The sequence below is a fragment of the Terribacillus saccharophilus genome, assembly GCF_000725365.1.
Lineage (GTDB): Bacteria > Bacillota > Bacilli > Bacillales > Amphibacillaceae > Terribacillus > Terribacillus saccharophilus.
The window spans coordinates 1,699,862-1,714,957 of the sequence record NZ_CP008876.1 but is presented as its reverse complement, the minus strand read 5'-3'; the positions used below and the strand labels follow the sequence as shown (position 1 = coordinate 1,714,957).

The 15,096-nt window shown below is 43.3% G+C and carries 15 protein-coding genes; all 15 read left to right on the top strand.

Annotation, left to right across the window (positions count from 1 at the left end):
* Window positions 1–36 precede the first annotated feature (36 nt).
* The 15 genes from accB (at window position 37) to GZ22_RS08560 (ending at window position 15,052) form a co-directional block, all read left to right on the top strand.
* The gene (gene accB / locus GZ22_RS08630) at window positions 37–513 is read left to right on the top strand and encodes an acetyl-CoA carboxylase biotin carboxyl carrier protein (RefSeq protein WP_038561199.1); all 477 of its coding nucleotides are present in this window, start codon (window positions 37–39) and stop codon (window positions 511–513) included.
* A gap of 14 nt (window positions 514–527) precedes the next feature.
* On the top strand, window positions 528–1,877 hold the full coding sequence (accC, locus tag GZ22_RS08625) for an acetyl-CoA carboxylase biotin carboxylase subunit (RefSeq protein ID WP_038561195.1): 1,350 nt from the start codon (window positions 528–530) through the stop codon (window positions 1,875–1,877).
* Window positions 1,878–1,900: 23 nt separating this feature from the next.
* Window positions 1,901–2,290, top strand: coding sequence for an Asp23/Gls24 family envelope stress response protein (locus GZ22_RS08620; RefSeq protein WP_174416613.1), 390 nt, complete (start codon window positions 1,901–1,903; stop codon window positions 2,288–2,290).
* A 123-nt stretch (window positions 2,291–2,413) separates the two neighbouring features.
* Entirely contained in the window at window positions 2,414–2,797 is a 384-nt protein-coding gene (nusB, locus tag GZ22_RS08615; protein ID WP_038561192.1) for a transcription antitermination factor NusB, read from the top strand.
* Window positions 2,798–2,811: 14 nt separating this feature from the next.
* Window positions 2,812–3,672: a bifunctional methylenetetrahydrofolate dehydrogenase/methenyltetrahydrofolate cyclohydrolase FolD gene (gene folD, locus GZ22_RS08610; protein ID WP_038561189.1), complete on the top strand. Its 861-nt coding sequence runs from the start codon at window positions 2,812–2,814 to the stop codon at window positions 3,670–3,672.
* Between the two features lie 14 nt (window positions 3,673–3,686).
* Window positions 3,687–5,033, top strand: a complete 1,347-nt coding sequence (gene xseA / locus GZ22_RS08605; RefSeq protein ID WP_038561186.1) for an exodeoxyribonuclease VII large subunit — start codon at window positions 3,687–3,689, stop codon at window positions 5,031–5,033.
* On the top strand, window positions 5,026–5,259 hold the full coding sequence (locus tag GZ22_RS08600; protein ID WP_038561183.1) for an exodeoxyribonuclease VII small subunit: 234 nt from the start codon (window positions 5,026–5,028) through the stop codon (window positions 5,257–5,259). Before xseA ends, GZ22_RS08600 begins: the two co-directional genes overlap by 8 nt.
* Window positions 5,260–6,147 (top strand): polyprenyl synthetase family protein, encoded by an 888-nt coding sequence (locus tag GZ22_RS08595; protein WP_038561180.1) that lies wholly within the window; start codon window positions 5,260–5,262, stop codon window positions 6,145–6,147.
* A gap of 289 nt (window positions 6,148–6,436) precedes the next feature.
* On the top strand, window positions 6,437–8,332 hold the full coding sequence (gene dxs, locus GZ22_RS08590; RefSeq protein WP_038561177.1) for a 1-deoxy-D-xylulose-5-phosphate synthase: 1,896 nt from the start codon (window positions 6,437–6,439) through the stop codon (window positions 8,330–8,332).
* A gap of 4 nt (window positions 8,333–8,336) precedes the next feature.
* Complete coding sequence (locus GZ22_RS08585) at window positions 8,337–9,194, top strand: TlyA family RNA methyltransferase (protein WP_038561174.1); 858 nt, start codon at window positions 8,337–8,339, stop codon at window positions 9,192–9,194.
* On the top strand, window positions 9,187–9,636 hold the full coding sequence (ahrC, locus tag GZ22_RS08580; RefSeq protein WP_038561172.1) for a transcriptional regulator AhrC/ArgR: 450 nt from the start codon (window positions 9,187–9,189) through the stop codon (window positions 9,634–9,636). The genes GZ22_RS08585 and ahrC overlap by 8 nt, the downstream gene beginning before the upstream one ends.
* Before the next feature lie 24 nt (window positions 9,637–9,660).
* The gene (recN, locus tag GZ22_RS08575; protein ID WP_038561170.1) at window positions 9,661–11,385 is read left to right on the top strand and encodes a DNA repair protein RecN; all 1,725 of its coding nucleotides are present in this window, start codon (window positions 9,661–9,663) and stop codon (window positions 11,383–11,385) included.
* 158 nt (window positions 11,386–11,543) lie between these two features.
* On the top strand, window positions 11,544–12,809 hold the full coding sequence (gene spoIVB / locus GZ22_RS08570; protein WP_038561168.1) for a SpoIVB peptidase: 1,266 nt from the start codon (window positions 11,544–11,546) through the stop codon (window positions 12,807–12,809).
* Between the two features lie 241 nt (window positions 12,810–13,050).
* Window positions 13,051–13,836, top strand: coding sequence for a sporulation transcription factor Spo0A (gene spo0A, locus GZ22_RS08565; protein WP_038561165.1), 786 nt, complete (start codon window positions 13,051–13,053; stop codon window positions 13,834–13,836).
* A gap of 283 nt (window positions 13,837–14,119) precedes the next feature.
* Window positions 14,120–15,052, top strand: a complete 933-nt coding sequence (locus GZ22_RS08560; RefSeq protein WP_038561163.1) for a DMT family transporter — start codon at window positions 14,120–14,122, stop codon at window positions 15,050–15,052.
* The last annotated feature ends 44 nt before the right edge of the window (window positions 15,053–15,096 follow it).

Sequence of the window (15,096 nt, the reverse complement as noted above, 5' to 3'; positions counted from 1 at the left end):
AACCATTTTGCAGGACCATTGTAAAGGAGTGCCAATATGCTTAAATTAGAAGAATTGAAAGAACTTATTACCTTAATTGACCAATCTTCAATAGATGAATTCGATTATGAAACTGAAGGGGAAAAAGTCTCCCTTCGCAAAAACAAAGAGGTTGTACAAGTAGCAGCGGCACCAGCGCCAGTTCAACCGGCAGTGAGTGCACCACAGGCACCAGTATCAGCTGCACAGCCTGAACCAGCAGCACAAGCTCCAGAAGCAGCTGCAAAGAATTATGATTACGAAATTACATCGTTGATGGTAGGTACTTTCTACAGCAAACCAAATCCAGATTCTGATGATTTCGTCAGCATTGGAGAACGGGTGGAGAAAGACACAGTAGTATGTATCGTGGAAGCGATGAAACTATTCAACGAAATCACTGCAGATGTTACTGGTGAAATCGTCGAAGTACTAGTGGAAAACGGAGAGCTTGTTGAGTATGGACAACCTCTGTTCAGAGTGAAGGCTAACTAAGGGGTTGACTCGTTGTGATTAAGAAATTATTGATTGCCAACCGAGGCGAGATTGCTGTCCGGATTATCCGTGCCTGTAACGAGCTGGATATTGAGACGGTCGCAATCTATTCGGAAGCAGATAAAGAAGCATTACATGTACAGCTGGCTGATGAAGCATATTGTGTCGGTCCCGCGCCAAGTAAAGAAAGTTATTTGAATTTCTCGAATATCATTAGTGTAGCGACGCTGACAGGTGTCGATGCCATCCATCCTGGATATGGATTTTTAGCAGAAAATCCTGATTTTGCAGAACTGTGTGCAGAATGCAACATCACGTTCGTCGGTCCTAGTGCATATGCCATCAATAAGATGGGAACAAAAGACGTTGCGCGTGAAACTATGCGTGAAGCGGGTGTTCCAGTCGTACCTGGATCAAACGGTATCGTAGCAGACGCCGAAGAAGGCAAGCAAGTTGCAGAAGAGATAGGCTATCCTGTCATCATCAAAGCAACAGCAGGCGGCGGCGGTAAAGGTATCCGAATCGCCCGTACAGAAGAAGAGCTTGTAAAAGGAATCAGTGTAACACAGCAGGAAGCAGCAACTGCTTTTGGTAACCCTGGTGTCTACTTAGAAAAGTACATAGAAGATTTCCGTCATGTGGAAATCCAGGTGCTTGCGGATAACCATGGCAATGCGATTCATCTTGGAGAACGTGATTGTACGGTCCAGCGCCGTATGCAAAAGTTGATCGAAGAATCTCCTTCACCAGCTGTTTCACCGGAAATCCGTGAGAAAATGGGTGCAGCCGCTGTGAAAGCAGCACTAGCTGTTGACTACTCCGGTGCTGGTACAATCGAATTTATCTTTGACCGAAAAGATCATACTTTCTATTTCATGGAAATGAATACACGTATTCAAGTAGAACACCCAGTTACGGAGCTTGTGACAGGTGTGGATCTTATCAAGGAACAGATTCACATTGCCAACAACGAGCCATTACGTTACGCGCAGGAAGATATTACATTCAACGGATGGGCTATCGAGTGCCGTATCAATGCGGAGAATCCATTCAAAAACTTCATGCCTTCACCAGGTAAGATCGATCTTTATCTTGCACCTGGCGGTTTCGGAGTACGTGTGGATGGAGCAGCTTATCAGGGGTATTCTATTCCGCCATTCTATGACAGTATGGTAGCGAAGCTGATCACGTTCGGTAAAACACGTGAAGAAGCAATCTCCCGCATGAAGCGAGCTTTGGGTGAATTTGCTGTTGAAGGTGTGCATACGACGATTCCATTCCATTCTCGTATGATGGAGCATCCGGTATTTGTAGAAGGGGATTTTAACACGAACTTCCTTGAAAACTACACAATCATGGAGTAAATAACCTAAAGGATGTGAGATCTTTGCAAGAGCAATCTTTCGTATCGATCGGTCATAAGGGAGCACTTGGCAATGTCATGCTTTCACCTGCTGTTATTGAGGTCATTGCCGGAATTGCAGCAAGCGAAGTGAAGGGTGTTATGGCAATGCGGGGCGGATTTGCCACTGGTGTGGCAGAGAAGCTCGGTAAGAAGGCACATGGTAAAGGTGTCAAGGTTGAACTCACAGAACAAGGAGTAGCAATCGACGTCTTTATCACAGTTAGTGCCGATTGCAGGATGCCCGAGGTAGCCAAAGACATTCAGCAGCATATCCGTCAGGCGCTGCAGACGATGACGGCACTTGCGACCAAAGAGATCAATGTCCATATAGTAGGTATACAACTCGATCAAAAAGCGGACACTGTCGAGTAGACTGTTTTCGTTGGAAAAGACCTTGGCTGGTTCGGCCCTGAGGTCTTTTCTTTTGTTCAAAGATAGATTTAAGCCTATATATCATGTTATGATTTGATGAGATGAGTTAAAAGGAGATAGAATATGAAACGACGTACGGCACGGGAAACTGCCTTCCAAGTCCTCTTCCAGATGGACATGAACGATATTCAGCCAGAAGAGGCTGTGGAAAATGTATTAGGAGAGCCGTTGCAGAATGCTTTTTTGGCTAGTCTTATTAATGGTGTAATAGAGCATAAAGCTGCAATCGATGCAAAAATTGCCGAGCATTTAGAGAATTGGTCATTCGATCGGCTTGCGAGTGTGGAGAAGACAGCATTGCGTATTGCTGTATATGAACTTCTTCATCATTCAGATGTACCACAGGGTGTAGTCATAAACGAAGCAATCGAGATTTCGAATCTATTCGGAGACGAGAAATCAGGCAAATTCGTTAACGGCGTACTATCAAGAATAATCAAAAAATAAGGGAGCGGATGAGCATGACAGCAGAATTAATCTACGGAAAAGAACTTGCAGCAACGATTCGAGAAGAACTGAAACAAGAAGCAGCAGCACTGAAAGAACAAGATATTCTGCCTCATCTTACCGTTGTCATAGTCGGAGACGATCCCGCCTCCAAATCTTATGTAAAAGGTAAAGAAAAAGCATCAGCTGAAATTGGTATCAGTTCTGATCTAATCGAGCTTCCAAGCGCGACGACACAGACGGAGCTGCTGGATCTTATTCAGCGACTGAACTTGGATGTAAATGTGAACGGCATTCTAGTCCAATTACCTCTTCCAGCACATATCGACGAACAAGCTGTCATTGACAGCATTGATCCAGAAAAAGATGTAGATGGCTTCCACCCTGCTAATGTAGGGAAGATGATGCTTGGAGAAGATACATACTATCCATGTACACCTTATGGAATCATTCAAATGCTGAAGTCGAAAGATGTAGAGATTGCAGGTAAAACTGCTGTTATCGTCGGCCGAAGCAATATTGTCGGCAAACCAATCGGGCAGCTGCTTTTAAATGAACATGCAACTGTTATCCATACGCATTCACGCACTCCTGATCTTAGAAGCTTTACAAAACAAGCAGATATCCTTGTTGTGGCTGTTGGACGTGAGCATATGATCAAAGCTGAGGATATTAAAGAAGGTGCTATCGTCATAGACGTAGGTGTGAACAGAAATGCAGCAGGCAAGCTAACAGGAGATGTCGATTTCGAACATGCGAAGGAAGTTGCCTCTATTATCACACCAGTACCAGGCGGTGTAGGTCCAATGACAATTACAATGCTGATGCTTAACACAATTAAAGCAGCCAGACGCCAAGCGGCAGCGGTAGTGTAAGGAGCAGGAAAAGTATGAGTGATGACCGTTATTTGACCGTGACTGCCTTGAGCCGCTATATGAAGCGAAAGCTGGAAACGGACAAGCATTTGAAGGATATATGGCTAAGAGCTGAAATATCAAACTTCAAACATCACAGCCGCGGTCATATGTATATGACGTTGAAAGATGACGGAGCACGGATTCAGTCTGTCATGTTTGCAAGTCAAAACAAAGGAATGAAATTTGTTCCCGAAAACGGGATGACCGTTCTGATCCGCGGAGAAATAGGCTTATATGAGCCACAGGGCCAATATCAGCTTTATATTCAGCATATGGAACCAGATGGTGTAGGAGCGCTGTATCAAGCTTATGAACAGCTGAAAGAGAAGCTGGAAAGAGAAGGCTTATTTTCTGCTACTCACAAAAAACCGCTCCCGGAATATCCGGAGCATATTGGAGTCATTACATCCCCAACCGGTGCTGCTGTGAGGGATATTTTGACAACGATCAAAAGGCGGTATCCAATTGTTAAAGTAACGGTTCTGCCTGTATCTGTCCAAGGTGATCGATCAGCTCCGTCGCTTGTGCAGGCTCTCTCTTATGCTGAAGAACATGATTTCGATGTGCTGATCATCGGAAGAGGTGGCGGCTCGATTGAAGAGCTTTGGAGCTTTAATGAGGAAATAGTTGCACGTGCTATCCACAGGGTAAGTATCCCGATTATTTCTGCAGTTGGTCATGAAACGGACTTCACTATCAGTGATTTTGTTGCCGATGTCAGAGCAGCTACTCCGACCGGCGCTGCTGAATTGGCAGTTCCAGCGCGTGAAGAACTGCTGCATCGTTTAGTGCAGTTGTCTAACAGGATGCATTATGTTGTCCGTCAAGGCTACAATCAAGAAGCAAACCGATTGGCAAAACTTCGAGGTTCTTATGCATTTCGTTATCCTGAGCAGCTTCTAAGGCAGAAGGAAATAGAACTGGACAAGCTTTCCGATCGATTAAGCAGAGCGGGTACGACTGCTGTGTCGGCAAGGCAGCAACAATTTACCACATTGGTCAATCGCCTTTCGCTTGTTCATCCAGGTAAACAGGTACAAAATTATGATCAGCAGCTTACTGCCCTGCAAGCTAGATTAAAGCAAGCAATGGATAAAAAGCATGAAAGAGAACAGCAAAAGTTTCTTCATCAAATAAACAAGCTTTCTTTATTGAATCCATTGGAAACGATGAAGCGAGGATACAGTATTTCGTACAAACAAGATACCCTTCTAAAGAGTGTTGATCAGGTTACTAAAGGCGATGATGTGCAAATCCATCTGGAGGATGGCACGATAGATTGTATTGTCAAGGAAGTGAAGGAGGATACAAATGGCTGAGGAGAAAAAACAGAGCTTTGAAGAAGCGATGCAGCAGTTGGAGGAGATTGTGAGCAAGCTTGAGCAAGGAGATGTCCCGCTTGAGCAGGCGATCGGCTATTATCAAGAAGGTATGAAGCTTTCCAAAATCTGTGGAGATAAGCTCGAGCAAGTCGAGAAGCAAATGGTGGAAATTGTGAATAATGCCGGCGAAACCGAGCCATTCACTGTACAGGAGGAAGAATAAGTGAGTGAAGCGTTGCAGGATTACTTGAAAGCAGAGCAGCAGCAGCTAAACGAGTACATGATGGATTTGCTCGAAAGTGACAACATGCTTCCAAACTCTTTAGCAGAATCTGTTTTATATAGCATGCGAGCTGGAGGCAAGCGGCTGCGTCCAATCCTGATGCGGGCAGCGTTTGAATCTTTCGGCGGACGTGGCGAAAAAGTCCTTCCAGTCGCTGCTGCGCTTGAAATGGTGCACACCTACTCTTTGATTCATGATGATCTTCCTGCTATGGATGATGATGATTATCGCCGCGGACAGCTGACAAACCATAAGAAATTTGGGGAAGCAACAGCGATTCTTGCAGGAGATGCACTTCTTACAAGAAGTTTCTCTGTCATCGGGCAAGCCACAGGGCTTCAGCCGGAGGAAAAAGTATACCTGATGTCTTATTTGTCTGAAGCTGCAGGTCCAACGGGTATGATTGCTGGGCAAACTTTGGATATGGAAGCAGAAGATAAAGAAAGTACGCTGGATGAATTAGAGCAAATACATAATCTAAAAACGGGTAAGTTATTAACATATGCAATTGTTGCCGGTGCTTATCTAGCCGGAGTTAAACCAGAAACTCTAGAGCTGATGAAACAGTTCGGTACTTACATCGGTCTGATTTTCCAGGTGCAGGATGATATCCTGGATGTAACAGGGGACGCTTCTGTCCTTGGAAAACCAGTCGGCAGTGATGAAGGAAACAAGAAGAGCACGTATCCTAAGCTGCTTGGACTTGACGGAGCGAAGGCGCAAATGGACAAATACGTTAATCTGGCCCATCATTGTCTGGAACAAGCGGAAATCAAGGATTCCAGATTGCATGAGCTTACCATTTATCTGAGCAGAAGGACGAGCTGACTGTTATTGATTGTAAGCTAATAGCCAACTGTGATATATTGCTACTAGGAATATAGGACAGAACTGATACGTACGAACATAGAAAACGCCGTTATCACATATGTGCTAGCGGCTCTTTTTAAATAGGCTCCTGCACGGCCGCAGTGCAGAAATTGTCTGAAATTGAGGTAGGGGAGATAGAAACAGGGTATAAAACCTACAGGATTGATTTCTTCGTCCGGCGCAGAAATGTACCTATTCATACTATGCTGTCAGGCTGATCAAGCCGGTGACAAAAGGGGAAGGTTATATGGATTTAACAGCAATTAAGAACCCGGCATTCTTGAAGGAAATGTCAAATGAGGAGCTAAGTGAACTTGCAGCTAGCATCCGGACATTTCTGATTGAAAAGCTGTCCGTCACAGGAGGACATCTTGGTGCGAATCTTGGTGTCGTGGAACTCACGCTAGCACTGCATAAAGCATTCAACAGTCCGCAGGATAAATTTATCTGGGATGTAGGGCACCAAGCATACATTCACAAGATATTGACCGGCAGAACCGCTGACTTTGAAACATTACGCCAATATAAAGGCATGTGCGGCTTTCCGAAACGGATCGAGAGTGAACACGATGTATGGGAAACAGGACATAGCTCTACATCCCTTTCTGCTGCAATGGGAATGGCGACAGCAAGAGATATGATGGATGAGAATTATGAGGTCGTGCCGATTATTGGAGATGGTGCTCTTACTGGCGGAATGGCTTTGGAAGCGCTCAACAATATCGGTGATGAGAAAAAGAATATCACCGTCATTCTTAATGATAATGAGATGTCTATTGCGAATAATGTGGGTGCGCTGCATCATGTTTTAGGAAGAATGCGCAGTGCAGGTAAGTACAAGCGTGCGAAGGATGAAATGGAAACGCTACTTAAAAAGATTCCAGCTGTTGGCGGTAAGCTTGCTACCGCAGCAGAACGAATGAAAGATAGCATGAAGTATTTCATGGTTCCTGGCATGTTCTTCGAAGAACTAGGTTTCACCTATTTCGGACCTGTTGACGGCCATAACTTCCAAGACCTTGAAGAAGCAATAAATTACGCTAAAAAGACAAAAGGACCTAAAATCATCCATGTTGTTACCCAAAAAGGAAAAGGGTATCATCCTGCTGAAAGTGACAAAACAGACAATTGGCATGGAGTCGGACCATATAAAATTGAATCAGGTGAAAAGATTAAAAGCTCCGCTACGGCACCTGCCTGGAGTAAGGTAATCAGTGAAGCTGTTCTTGAGAAAGCGCGTACGGATAAACGGATTGCAGTAATTACTCCAGCCATGATTCTTGGTTCCAAGCTAGAAAACTTCAAAAAAGAAATGCCAGATCGTCTTTTTGATGTCGGGATAGCTGAGCAGCATGCTACAACGATGGCGGCTGGTATGGCAACACAAGGTGTAAAACCTTTCCTTGCCATTTATTCCACTTTCCTGCAGCGGGCTTACGATCAGTTGCTTCATGATATTGCAAGACAAAATCTCAATGTCTTTGTTGGAATTGATCGAGCAGGTTTTGTTGGAGCTGATGGGGAGACACATCAAGGTGTATACGACATCTCGTTCCTACGAGCAATGCCGAATTTCACCATTATGATGCCAAAAGACGAAAATGAAGCGCAGCACATGGTTCATACAGCGTTGGCACATGAAGATGGTCCTATTGCTCTGCGTTACCCGCGTGGAAACGCACTCGGTGTACCAGTAGATGAAGCAACTCATGCATTACCTATTGGAAGCTGGGAAGTGCTAAAAGAAGGTACGGATGCTGTTATCCTGACATTTGGGACAACGATTCCACTTGCAATAGATGCAAGTGAGTCACTCGCTGCGGACGGTATTTCTGTTCGTGTTGTGAATGCTCGTTTTATCAAACCAATGGACGAAGCAATGCTGCATGAAATTTTCTCTTCTGATTTACCGATACTGACTATTGAAGAAGCTGCGTTAAAAGGCGGTTTCGGCAGTGGCGTGATGGAATTCGCTGAAGAAAATGGCTACAATGCGTCTTCTGTCAGACGATTGGGTATACCTGATTACTTTGTTGAACATGGAAGTGTACCGGAACAAATGGAGGAAGTTGGATTAACGAAGGAAAATACAATCGACAGACTCCGTAAAATAGTAAGAATGAATGAAGAGCAAAGGGCTTGAGTGAATGGCAAAAGTGAGATTGGATGTTCTCCTCGTTGATAGGGGACTTATCGAAACAAGAGAAAAGGCAAAACGGACAATCATGGCTGGACTCGTATATTCCGGCCAAGATCGTCTTGATAAACCTGGCATGAAGGTTGACGAAACAGCTGACCTTACTGTGAAAGGCAAAGTCATTCCGTATGTAGGTCGTGGCGGATTGAAATTGGCGAAAGCTCTAGATTATTTTGAAATCGATGTTGAAGGACGGACAATGGTTGACATCGGTTCTTCTACTGGAGGCTTTACAGACTGTGCTTTGCAGCGAGGTGCTGCTCGCAGCTACGCAATCGACGTTGGTTATAATCAGCTCGACTGGAAGCTCCGGAATGATCCACGTGTTGTTGTAATGGAAAGAACGAATTTCCGTTATGTTACACCAGATATGCTGACAGAAGGACTGCCGAATTTTGCGTCGATTGATGTATCTTTCATTTCCTTGCGCCTGATTCTACCTGCATTGAAGGAGATTTTAGCGCCAGGCAGTGATATTGTCGCGCTCATTAAACCTCAATTTGAAGCAGGACGTGAGCAGGTAGGCAGAAAAGGAATTGTGCGTGATCGGAAAGTGCATTTTGAAGTACTGGAGGATACACTGAAATTCAGTGAATCACTCGGTTTTCAGTATGAAGGACTGACTTTTTCGCCAATAACTGGAGGAGACGGCAATATCGAATTTTTAGCCCACTTAGCATGGGGTAAAGATACTGCAGCTGATTTCCCTGATACAGAAGCGATTAAATCAGTCGTTGACGATGCGCATCAGCAATTATCTGCGAAAAAAGGCGTGTCGGAGAAAGCGATGGAGGAAGACAATGAGTAAAATTCAACGACATATCAAAATTCGTGAGCTGATTACAAACAATGATATTGAAACACAGGACGAGCTAGTAGACCATCTGAAGGATTTAGGATTCAATGTGACACAAGCTACCGTTTCCCGTGATATTAAGGAATTGCACCTTGTCAAAGTTCCGACCTTTGAGGGTGCTTACAAATACAGCTTGCCTGCAGACAATCGGTTCAATCCGCTTGAAAAACTGAAGCGGCTTATCATGGATGCTTTTGTGAGTATTGATACGACGAGTCATTTTATTGTACTCAAAACACTTCCTGGTAATGGGAACGCGCTTGCTGTTCTTTTAGATAACCTGGATTGGGATGAGATTCTCGGTACGATTAGCGGTGATGACACGATTCTGATCATTTGCCGTACGGAAGCTGATACAGAATTTGTGAAAGATAAACTGCTGGCCATGCTGTAAACGGAAGTGAAATGAGGGGATACCATGCTTACAGAACTTTCGATTAAGGATTTTGCAATTATTGACCAAATACGGATACATTTTAAAGAAGGGCTTACTGTGCTGACTGGAGAAACGGGAGCAGGTAAGTCTATTGTCATTGATGCAGTCCAGCTGCTTAGCGGCGGAAGAGGGTCGGTTGAATTCATCCGCCACGGTCAGAAAAAAGCCGAGCTGGAAGGCCTTTTTATCATTGACTCACCTGATCACCCTATTTATGCTATTGGTGCTCAGTTTGGTGTGGATATTGATGATGGAATGGTTGTGCTGGAGCGTACCATGACGACAAGCGGAAAAAGTATTTGTCGTGTAAATGGCAAGCTGGTGACTTTGGCTATATTACGTGAATTCGGCAAGTCATTAATCGATATTCATACGCAGCACGAAACCCAATCTTTAATGGATGCAGATAAGCATATAGAGCTTTTGGATTTGTACGATGCAGAAGCGATTGGTAAAGCAAGGGAAGCCTATATGCTTCAATTCAAAGAACTTCAAAAATTGAAAAAACGCTACAAAGAATGGAATACCAATGAACAGGAAATGGCCCAGCGTCTTGACTTACTTAAATTTCAATACAATGAATTGAAAGAAGCGGAACTTCAGCCTGGTGAAGACGAACAGCTTACAGAAGAGCGTACAAAGCTAATGAATTATGAACGAATTTATCAATCGCTTCATGATGCGTATAACGCACTTTACGGTGAGCAAAAAGGATTGGACTGGGTAGGGCATGCTTTAGCTAGTCTTGAATCGGCTAGTTCCTATGATGATGATATACAGAAGCACCATCAGATGATCAGTGAACAATATTATCTGATGGAGGATCTCACATTCCAGCTGAGCAGTCAGCTTGATTCGCTTTCTTACAATCCAGAACGCTTGAATGAAATTGAAATGCGCTTGAATGAAATAAGCCGATTGAAAAAGAAGTATGGCCAATCGGTCGAAGAAATTTTAGAATATGCAGCGAGTATTGAAGATCAGATCGATCAGATTCAGAATCGAGACTCCCACATTCATCAGTTGGAGCAGCAGATAGAGGATCTTGGAGAAGATGCAATGCTTGAAGCAAAGCAGCTTCATGACCTCCGTGTTCAAGCGGCTGTCCAGTTAACAGACGCTATTCATGAGGAACTGAAGGATCTGTATTTGGAAAAAGCTCGTTTTCATGTTGATGTACAGTTAAAGAATGGGAATTCTGGTGATCCAGAAATGAATGGTAAGCCTGTCCAGTTGACCGCAGACGGTTTTGACGCGATTACATTCCATATCTCTACAAATCCTGGTGAGCCTTTGAAGGAACTGCACAAAGTCGCTTCAGGAGGGGAATTATCTCGTATCATGCTGGCGCTGAAGCGTATTTTCTCAAGACATCAAGGAGTGACAAGTGTCATTTTTGATGAAGTAGATACAGGAGTGAGTGGCCGTGTCGCCCAGGCGATAGGAGAGAAGATATATGGTATCTCTGTTGGCTCGCAGGTATTGTGTATTACCCATTTACCGCAGGTAGCCTCAATGGCGGATACGCATTTATTAATTGAAAAGCATGTTGAAAACAACAGTACGCATACATCTGTGACTGAACTTGGTCAAGACACTGCTGTCGAAGAAATCAGCAGAATGATGACTGGAACAGTGCTCACTGAAAAGACTAAAGAGCATGCAAGAGAACTGATAACTCTTGCTGGACAATACAAACAATCATGATCCTGCCAAGTATGGCAGGATTTTTCGTTTTAAATAAAGGAAAAGATAGGCGCTTTTTCTGATGTTTTCTGGGTTTAAAAAGCGTCTGTGAAAGTCAAACTAGAAGTACATAAACAAGCATGAACTGCTGTGGGGTAGGACTTCTAGGAGATGAGAAAATGAAGAATAAGGTAGCAGCACTGCGCATCGCCATTGGTCTTTGTCTGCTGGCTCTATTGGTAGCCGCACCATTGACAAAACCAGTACAGTCCTTTTTGAGCATACCCAAAACAATGACTTTGTTTTCAAATAATTATCTTTCTGAAGCTCTTCCGGCCTTTGGTGACGGAGAGGCTGTGGAAGCCATTGACCAAGAGATATTTCAGGGCCAATCAACAGGCAAACAAGACCTTGTTTACACGGTAGGCAGTATACCTGTCAAAAAGGTATCTGTTGATGTATTGAAAGATATCCGTATTGTTCCTGGAGGACATTCAGTAGGAGTTAAGCTTCATACATTAGGTGTGCTTGTTGTCGGTCATCACCAAGTAAGAACTGCCGAAACAAGTGTATCTCCTGGAGAAGATGCAGCTATCTATACTGGGGATATTCTCTTGAAAATTGATGAGAAGGAAATCCACAGGATGGAAGAAGTTGCTCCGATGATCGAAAAAGCAGGTAAAGCGGGTAAGCCTGTCAGCATTGAAGTGAAACGCGGCAGCCAAGTTTTAACCACTGAACTCAATCCTGCACTGGACGATAAGGATAAGCAGTACAGAATGGGTCTTTATATCCGTGATTCAGCAGCTGGTATTGGTACGATGACCTTCTACGATCCTGCATCAAAAAACTATGGTGCATTAGGTCATGTTATATCGGATATGGATACACAAAAGCCTATTGAGATTCATGACGGTACAATCGTCCGATCTAATGTTACGAGCATTCAAAAAGGAAACAATGGCAAACCAGGGGAAAAACTCGCTGAATTCAGCATGAACCGCAATTATATCGGAACTATCACGAAAAATAGCCCATTTGGTATTTTTGGCAAACTGGAAAGTGATATGCGTCAGAATGAGGAAGAAAAAGCACTTCCAATAGCTTTAAGCGAGGATGTAAAAAAAGGACCGGCAGTTATCCGCACAGTAGTGGATGGCGAAAAGATTGAAGAATTCGATGTGGAAATCGTCAATAGCGTACCGCAGGATCATCCCGCAACAAAAGGTATGATCATCAAGGTTACTGACAAGCGTCTGCTTGCTAAAACAGGCGGAATCGTCCAAGGGATGAGTGGAAGTCCGATCATTCAGGACGGTAAACTAATTGGTGCTGTTACACACGTATTCGTCAATGACCCGACGTCCGGCTACGGTGTGCACATCGAATGGATGCTGCAGGAAGCAGGCATCGACATCTACAAAAGCGATAAAAAAGCAAGCTGATGAAGGCAATTCCTGTTCGTTTACGAATAGGATTGTCTTTTTCTTTTTCAAGTCATACGGTATACTGTAAAGACAAGAAACACCTGTTCGGAACAGGCCGCGTCGCATGCTGTCGAATGATGGGCAGGATTACATACTCTGGAAATAAAAGCGAGGTTTTTTTCAATTTGGCAGGAATTGACCTTGATGTGTCGAAACTATAACGTGGAATCATAAGGGATATTAAGGGAGGAAGCTGGGAATGGATAAGATTAAAGCAGTTTTGGTCGATGACAATCGAGAGCTTGTGCAGCTTATGGAGGAATACTTTGAAGACCAATCCGATATAGAGGTAATTGGAACAGCTTATAATGGAAAAGATTGTTTAGATATGCTGGAAGATATCCAGCCGGATGTCGTTGTACTCGACATCATCATGCCGCATGTCGATGGACTGGCTGTTCTTCGTACATTAAGAGAAAGAACATCCGCACCGATGCCGCATGTAATCATGCTGACAGCTTTCGGTCAAGAAGAAGTAACGAAGAAGGCAGTCGATCTCGGCGCTGCTTATTTCATCCTTAAGCCCTTCGACCTTGAGAACCTTGCGGCACAGATCCGTCAGGTAAGCGGATATGGCGGAAGTTATGAATCAAGTCCAATTCGCGTAAAAGAGAAAAAACGCGATAAAAAGCCGAATCTGGAAGCGAGTATCACCAATATCATCCACGAAATCGGTGTGCCGGCGCACATCAAGGGTTATATGTACCTGCGTGAAGCAATTACAATGGTTTATAATGATATTGACTTGCTTGGTTCTATCACGAAGGTTCTTTATCCGGACATTGCTAAAACATATAATACAACAGCTTCCCGAGTGGAAAGAGCAATCCGCCATGCAATTGAAGTTGCTTGGAACCGTGGAAATATGGATAGCATCTCCTCTCTATTTGGATACACAGTCAGCATTTCTAAAGCGAAGCCGACGAACTCTGAGTTCATTGCAATGGTAGCAGATCGTCTGCGTCTTGAGCATCGTGCCAGTTGAGGCTGAAATAGAATAATTAAAATAAAGAGACCGAAAAACTTCACCATAAATAGTTTATTTTATAGTGTTAACGCTTCTGTTTATCAATCGTGATAAGGGAGGCGTTTTTATTTTGGATTATTATATGGTTACACAGTTGACTAACGGCCACTTAAAGGGTATACAATAGAACTATCGTTAGAGAGAGGAAGATACATACGAACAACAATTGTTATAATTCTTTACCTCCTCCTTATTTTGTCAAATATAATGATAAAATAAATTTCTTGAGGAGTTATACATTATGATTACTGCATTAATAGGAATTTTAATAGGTACGGGATTGTCATTTCAAACTGCTGTGAATTCACAGTTAAGAAAATTTGTTATCTCCCCGTATTTGGCTTCGATGATCTCGTTCGTTATCGGGGCACTATCATTGGCCGTCATAACTTTGATAGCAGGTTCGCCGCTTGGAATATCATGGGGATTTATTTCACAACAGCCAATATGGATTTGGCTTGGTGGTATACTTGGAGTTATTTTTCTTACGGTAAACATCTTACTATTCCCTAAACTTGGTAGTGTACAAACAGCTATAATGCCTATATTAGGGCAAATTATTATGGGTATGCTGATTGATAATTTTGGATGGTTCCATTCTATGAAGGAACCATTTGATGTGTATCGGATAGTAGGTATAGCTTTAGTTATGATTGGTGTTTTTTTTGCTATTGCCATTCAAGAAGTCAGATCAAGACGGGAAAAAAAGACTGAAAAAAATCCTAATCTGTGGATTTGGCGTTTAGTCGGCATAGGGTCAGGTATGCTGATGTCAACACAAGTGGCGATTAATGGTCAACTAGGAATTGTTCTGCATTCTTCCATACAAGCTGCTTTTGTCTCCTTCTTTATCGGAGCACTTACATTGATTGTTGTAGTCGCTTTAAAAGAACGCACTTTTGCCGGGGTAAGAAATCCGATAAAACAAAAAGCAGCATGGTGGGTTTGGCTAGGTGGATTCTTAGGAGCGGCATATGTTTTAATTAACATTTATTTAGTTGGACAAGTGGGGACAGGACAAACCGTTGTTTTAGTCTTATTTGGACAGATTGCAGGAAGTTTACTTATCCAACGCCTGGGACTGATGGGTTCTTATAAAACTCAAATTGATTTTATACAGATAGTCGGTCTAGTTATGATCTTGGCTGGAGTAGTCTTGATCAGGATGTTTTAATTGAGACAGTGGTCTGGAACGTACTTGTATTAGCTTTGCTTTAA

Bases quoted from the DNA above. Each gene is read 5' to 3' on its own strand.
- accB (WP_038561199.1), top strand. From the start codon at position 37: ATGCTTAAATTAGAAGAATTGAAAGAACTTATTACCTTAATTGACCAA.
- nusB (WP_038561192.1), top strand. From the start codon at position 2,414: ATGAAACGACGTACGGCACGGGAAACTGCCTTCCAAGTCCTCTTCCAG.
- folD (WP_038561189.1), top strand. From the start codon at position 2,812: ATGACAGCAGAATTAATCTACGGAAAAGAACTTGCAGCAACGATTCGA.
- xseA (WP_038561186.1), top strand. From the start codon at position 3,687: ATGAGTGATGACCGTTATTTGACCGTGACTGCCTTGAGCCGCTATATG.
- GZ22_RS08600 (WP_038561183.1), top strand. From the start codon at position 5,026: ATGGCTGAGGAGAAAAAACAGAGCTTTGAAGAAGCGATGCAGCAGTTG.
- dxs (WP_038561177.1), top strand. From the start codon at position 6,437: ATGGATTTAACAGCAATTAAGAACCCGGCATTCTTGAAGGAAATGTCA.
- GZ22_RS08585 (WP_038561174.1), top strand. From the start codon at position 8,337: ATGGCAAAAGTGAGATTGGATGTTCTCCTCGTTGATAGGGGACTTATC.
- ahrC (WP_038561172.1), top strand. From the start codon at position 9,187: ATGAGTAAAATTCAACGACATATCAAAATTCGTGAGCTGATTACAAAC.
- recN (WP_038561170.1), top strand. From the start codon at position 9,661: ATGCTTACAGAACTTTCGATTAAGGATTTTGCAATTATTGACCAAATA.
- spoIVB (WP_038561168.1), top strand. From the start codon at position 11,544: ATGAAGAATAAGGTAGCAGCACTGCGCATCGCCATTGGTCTTTGTCTG.
- spo0A (WP_038561165.1), top strand. From the start codon at position 13,051: ATGGATAAGATTAAAGCAGTTTTGGTCGATGACAATCGAGAGCTTGTG.
- GZ22_RS08560 (WP_038561163.1), top strand. From the start codon at position 14,120: ATGATTACTGCATTAATAGGAATTTTAATAGGTACGGGATTGTCATTT.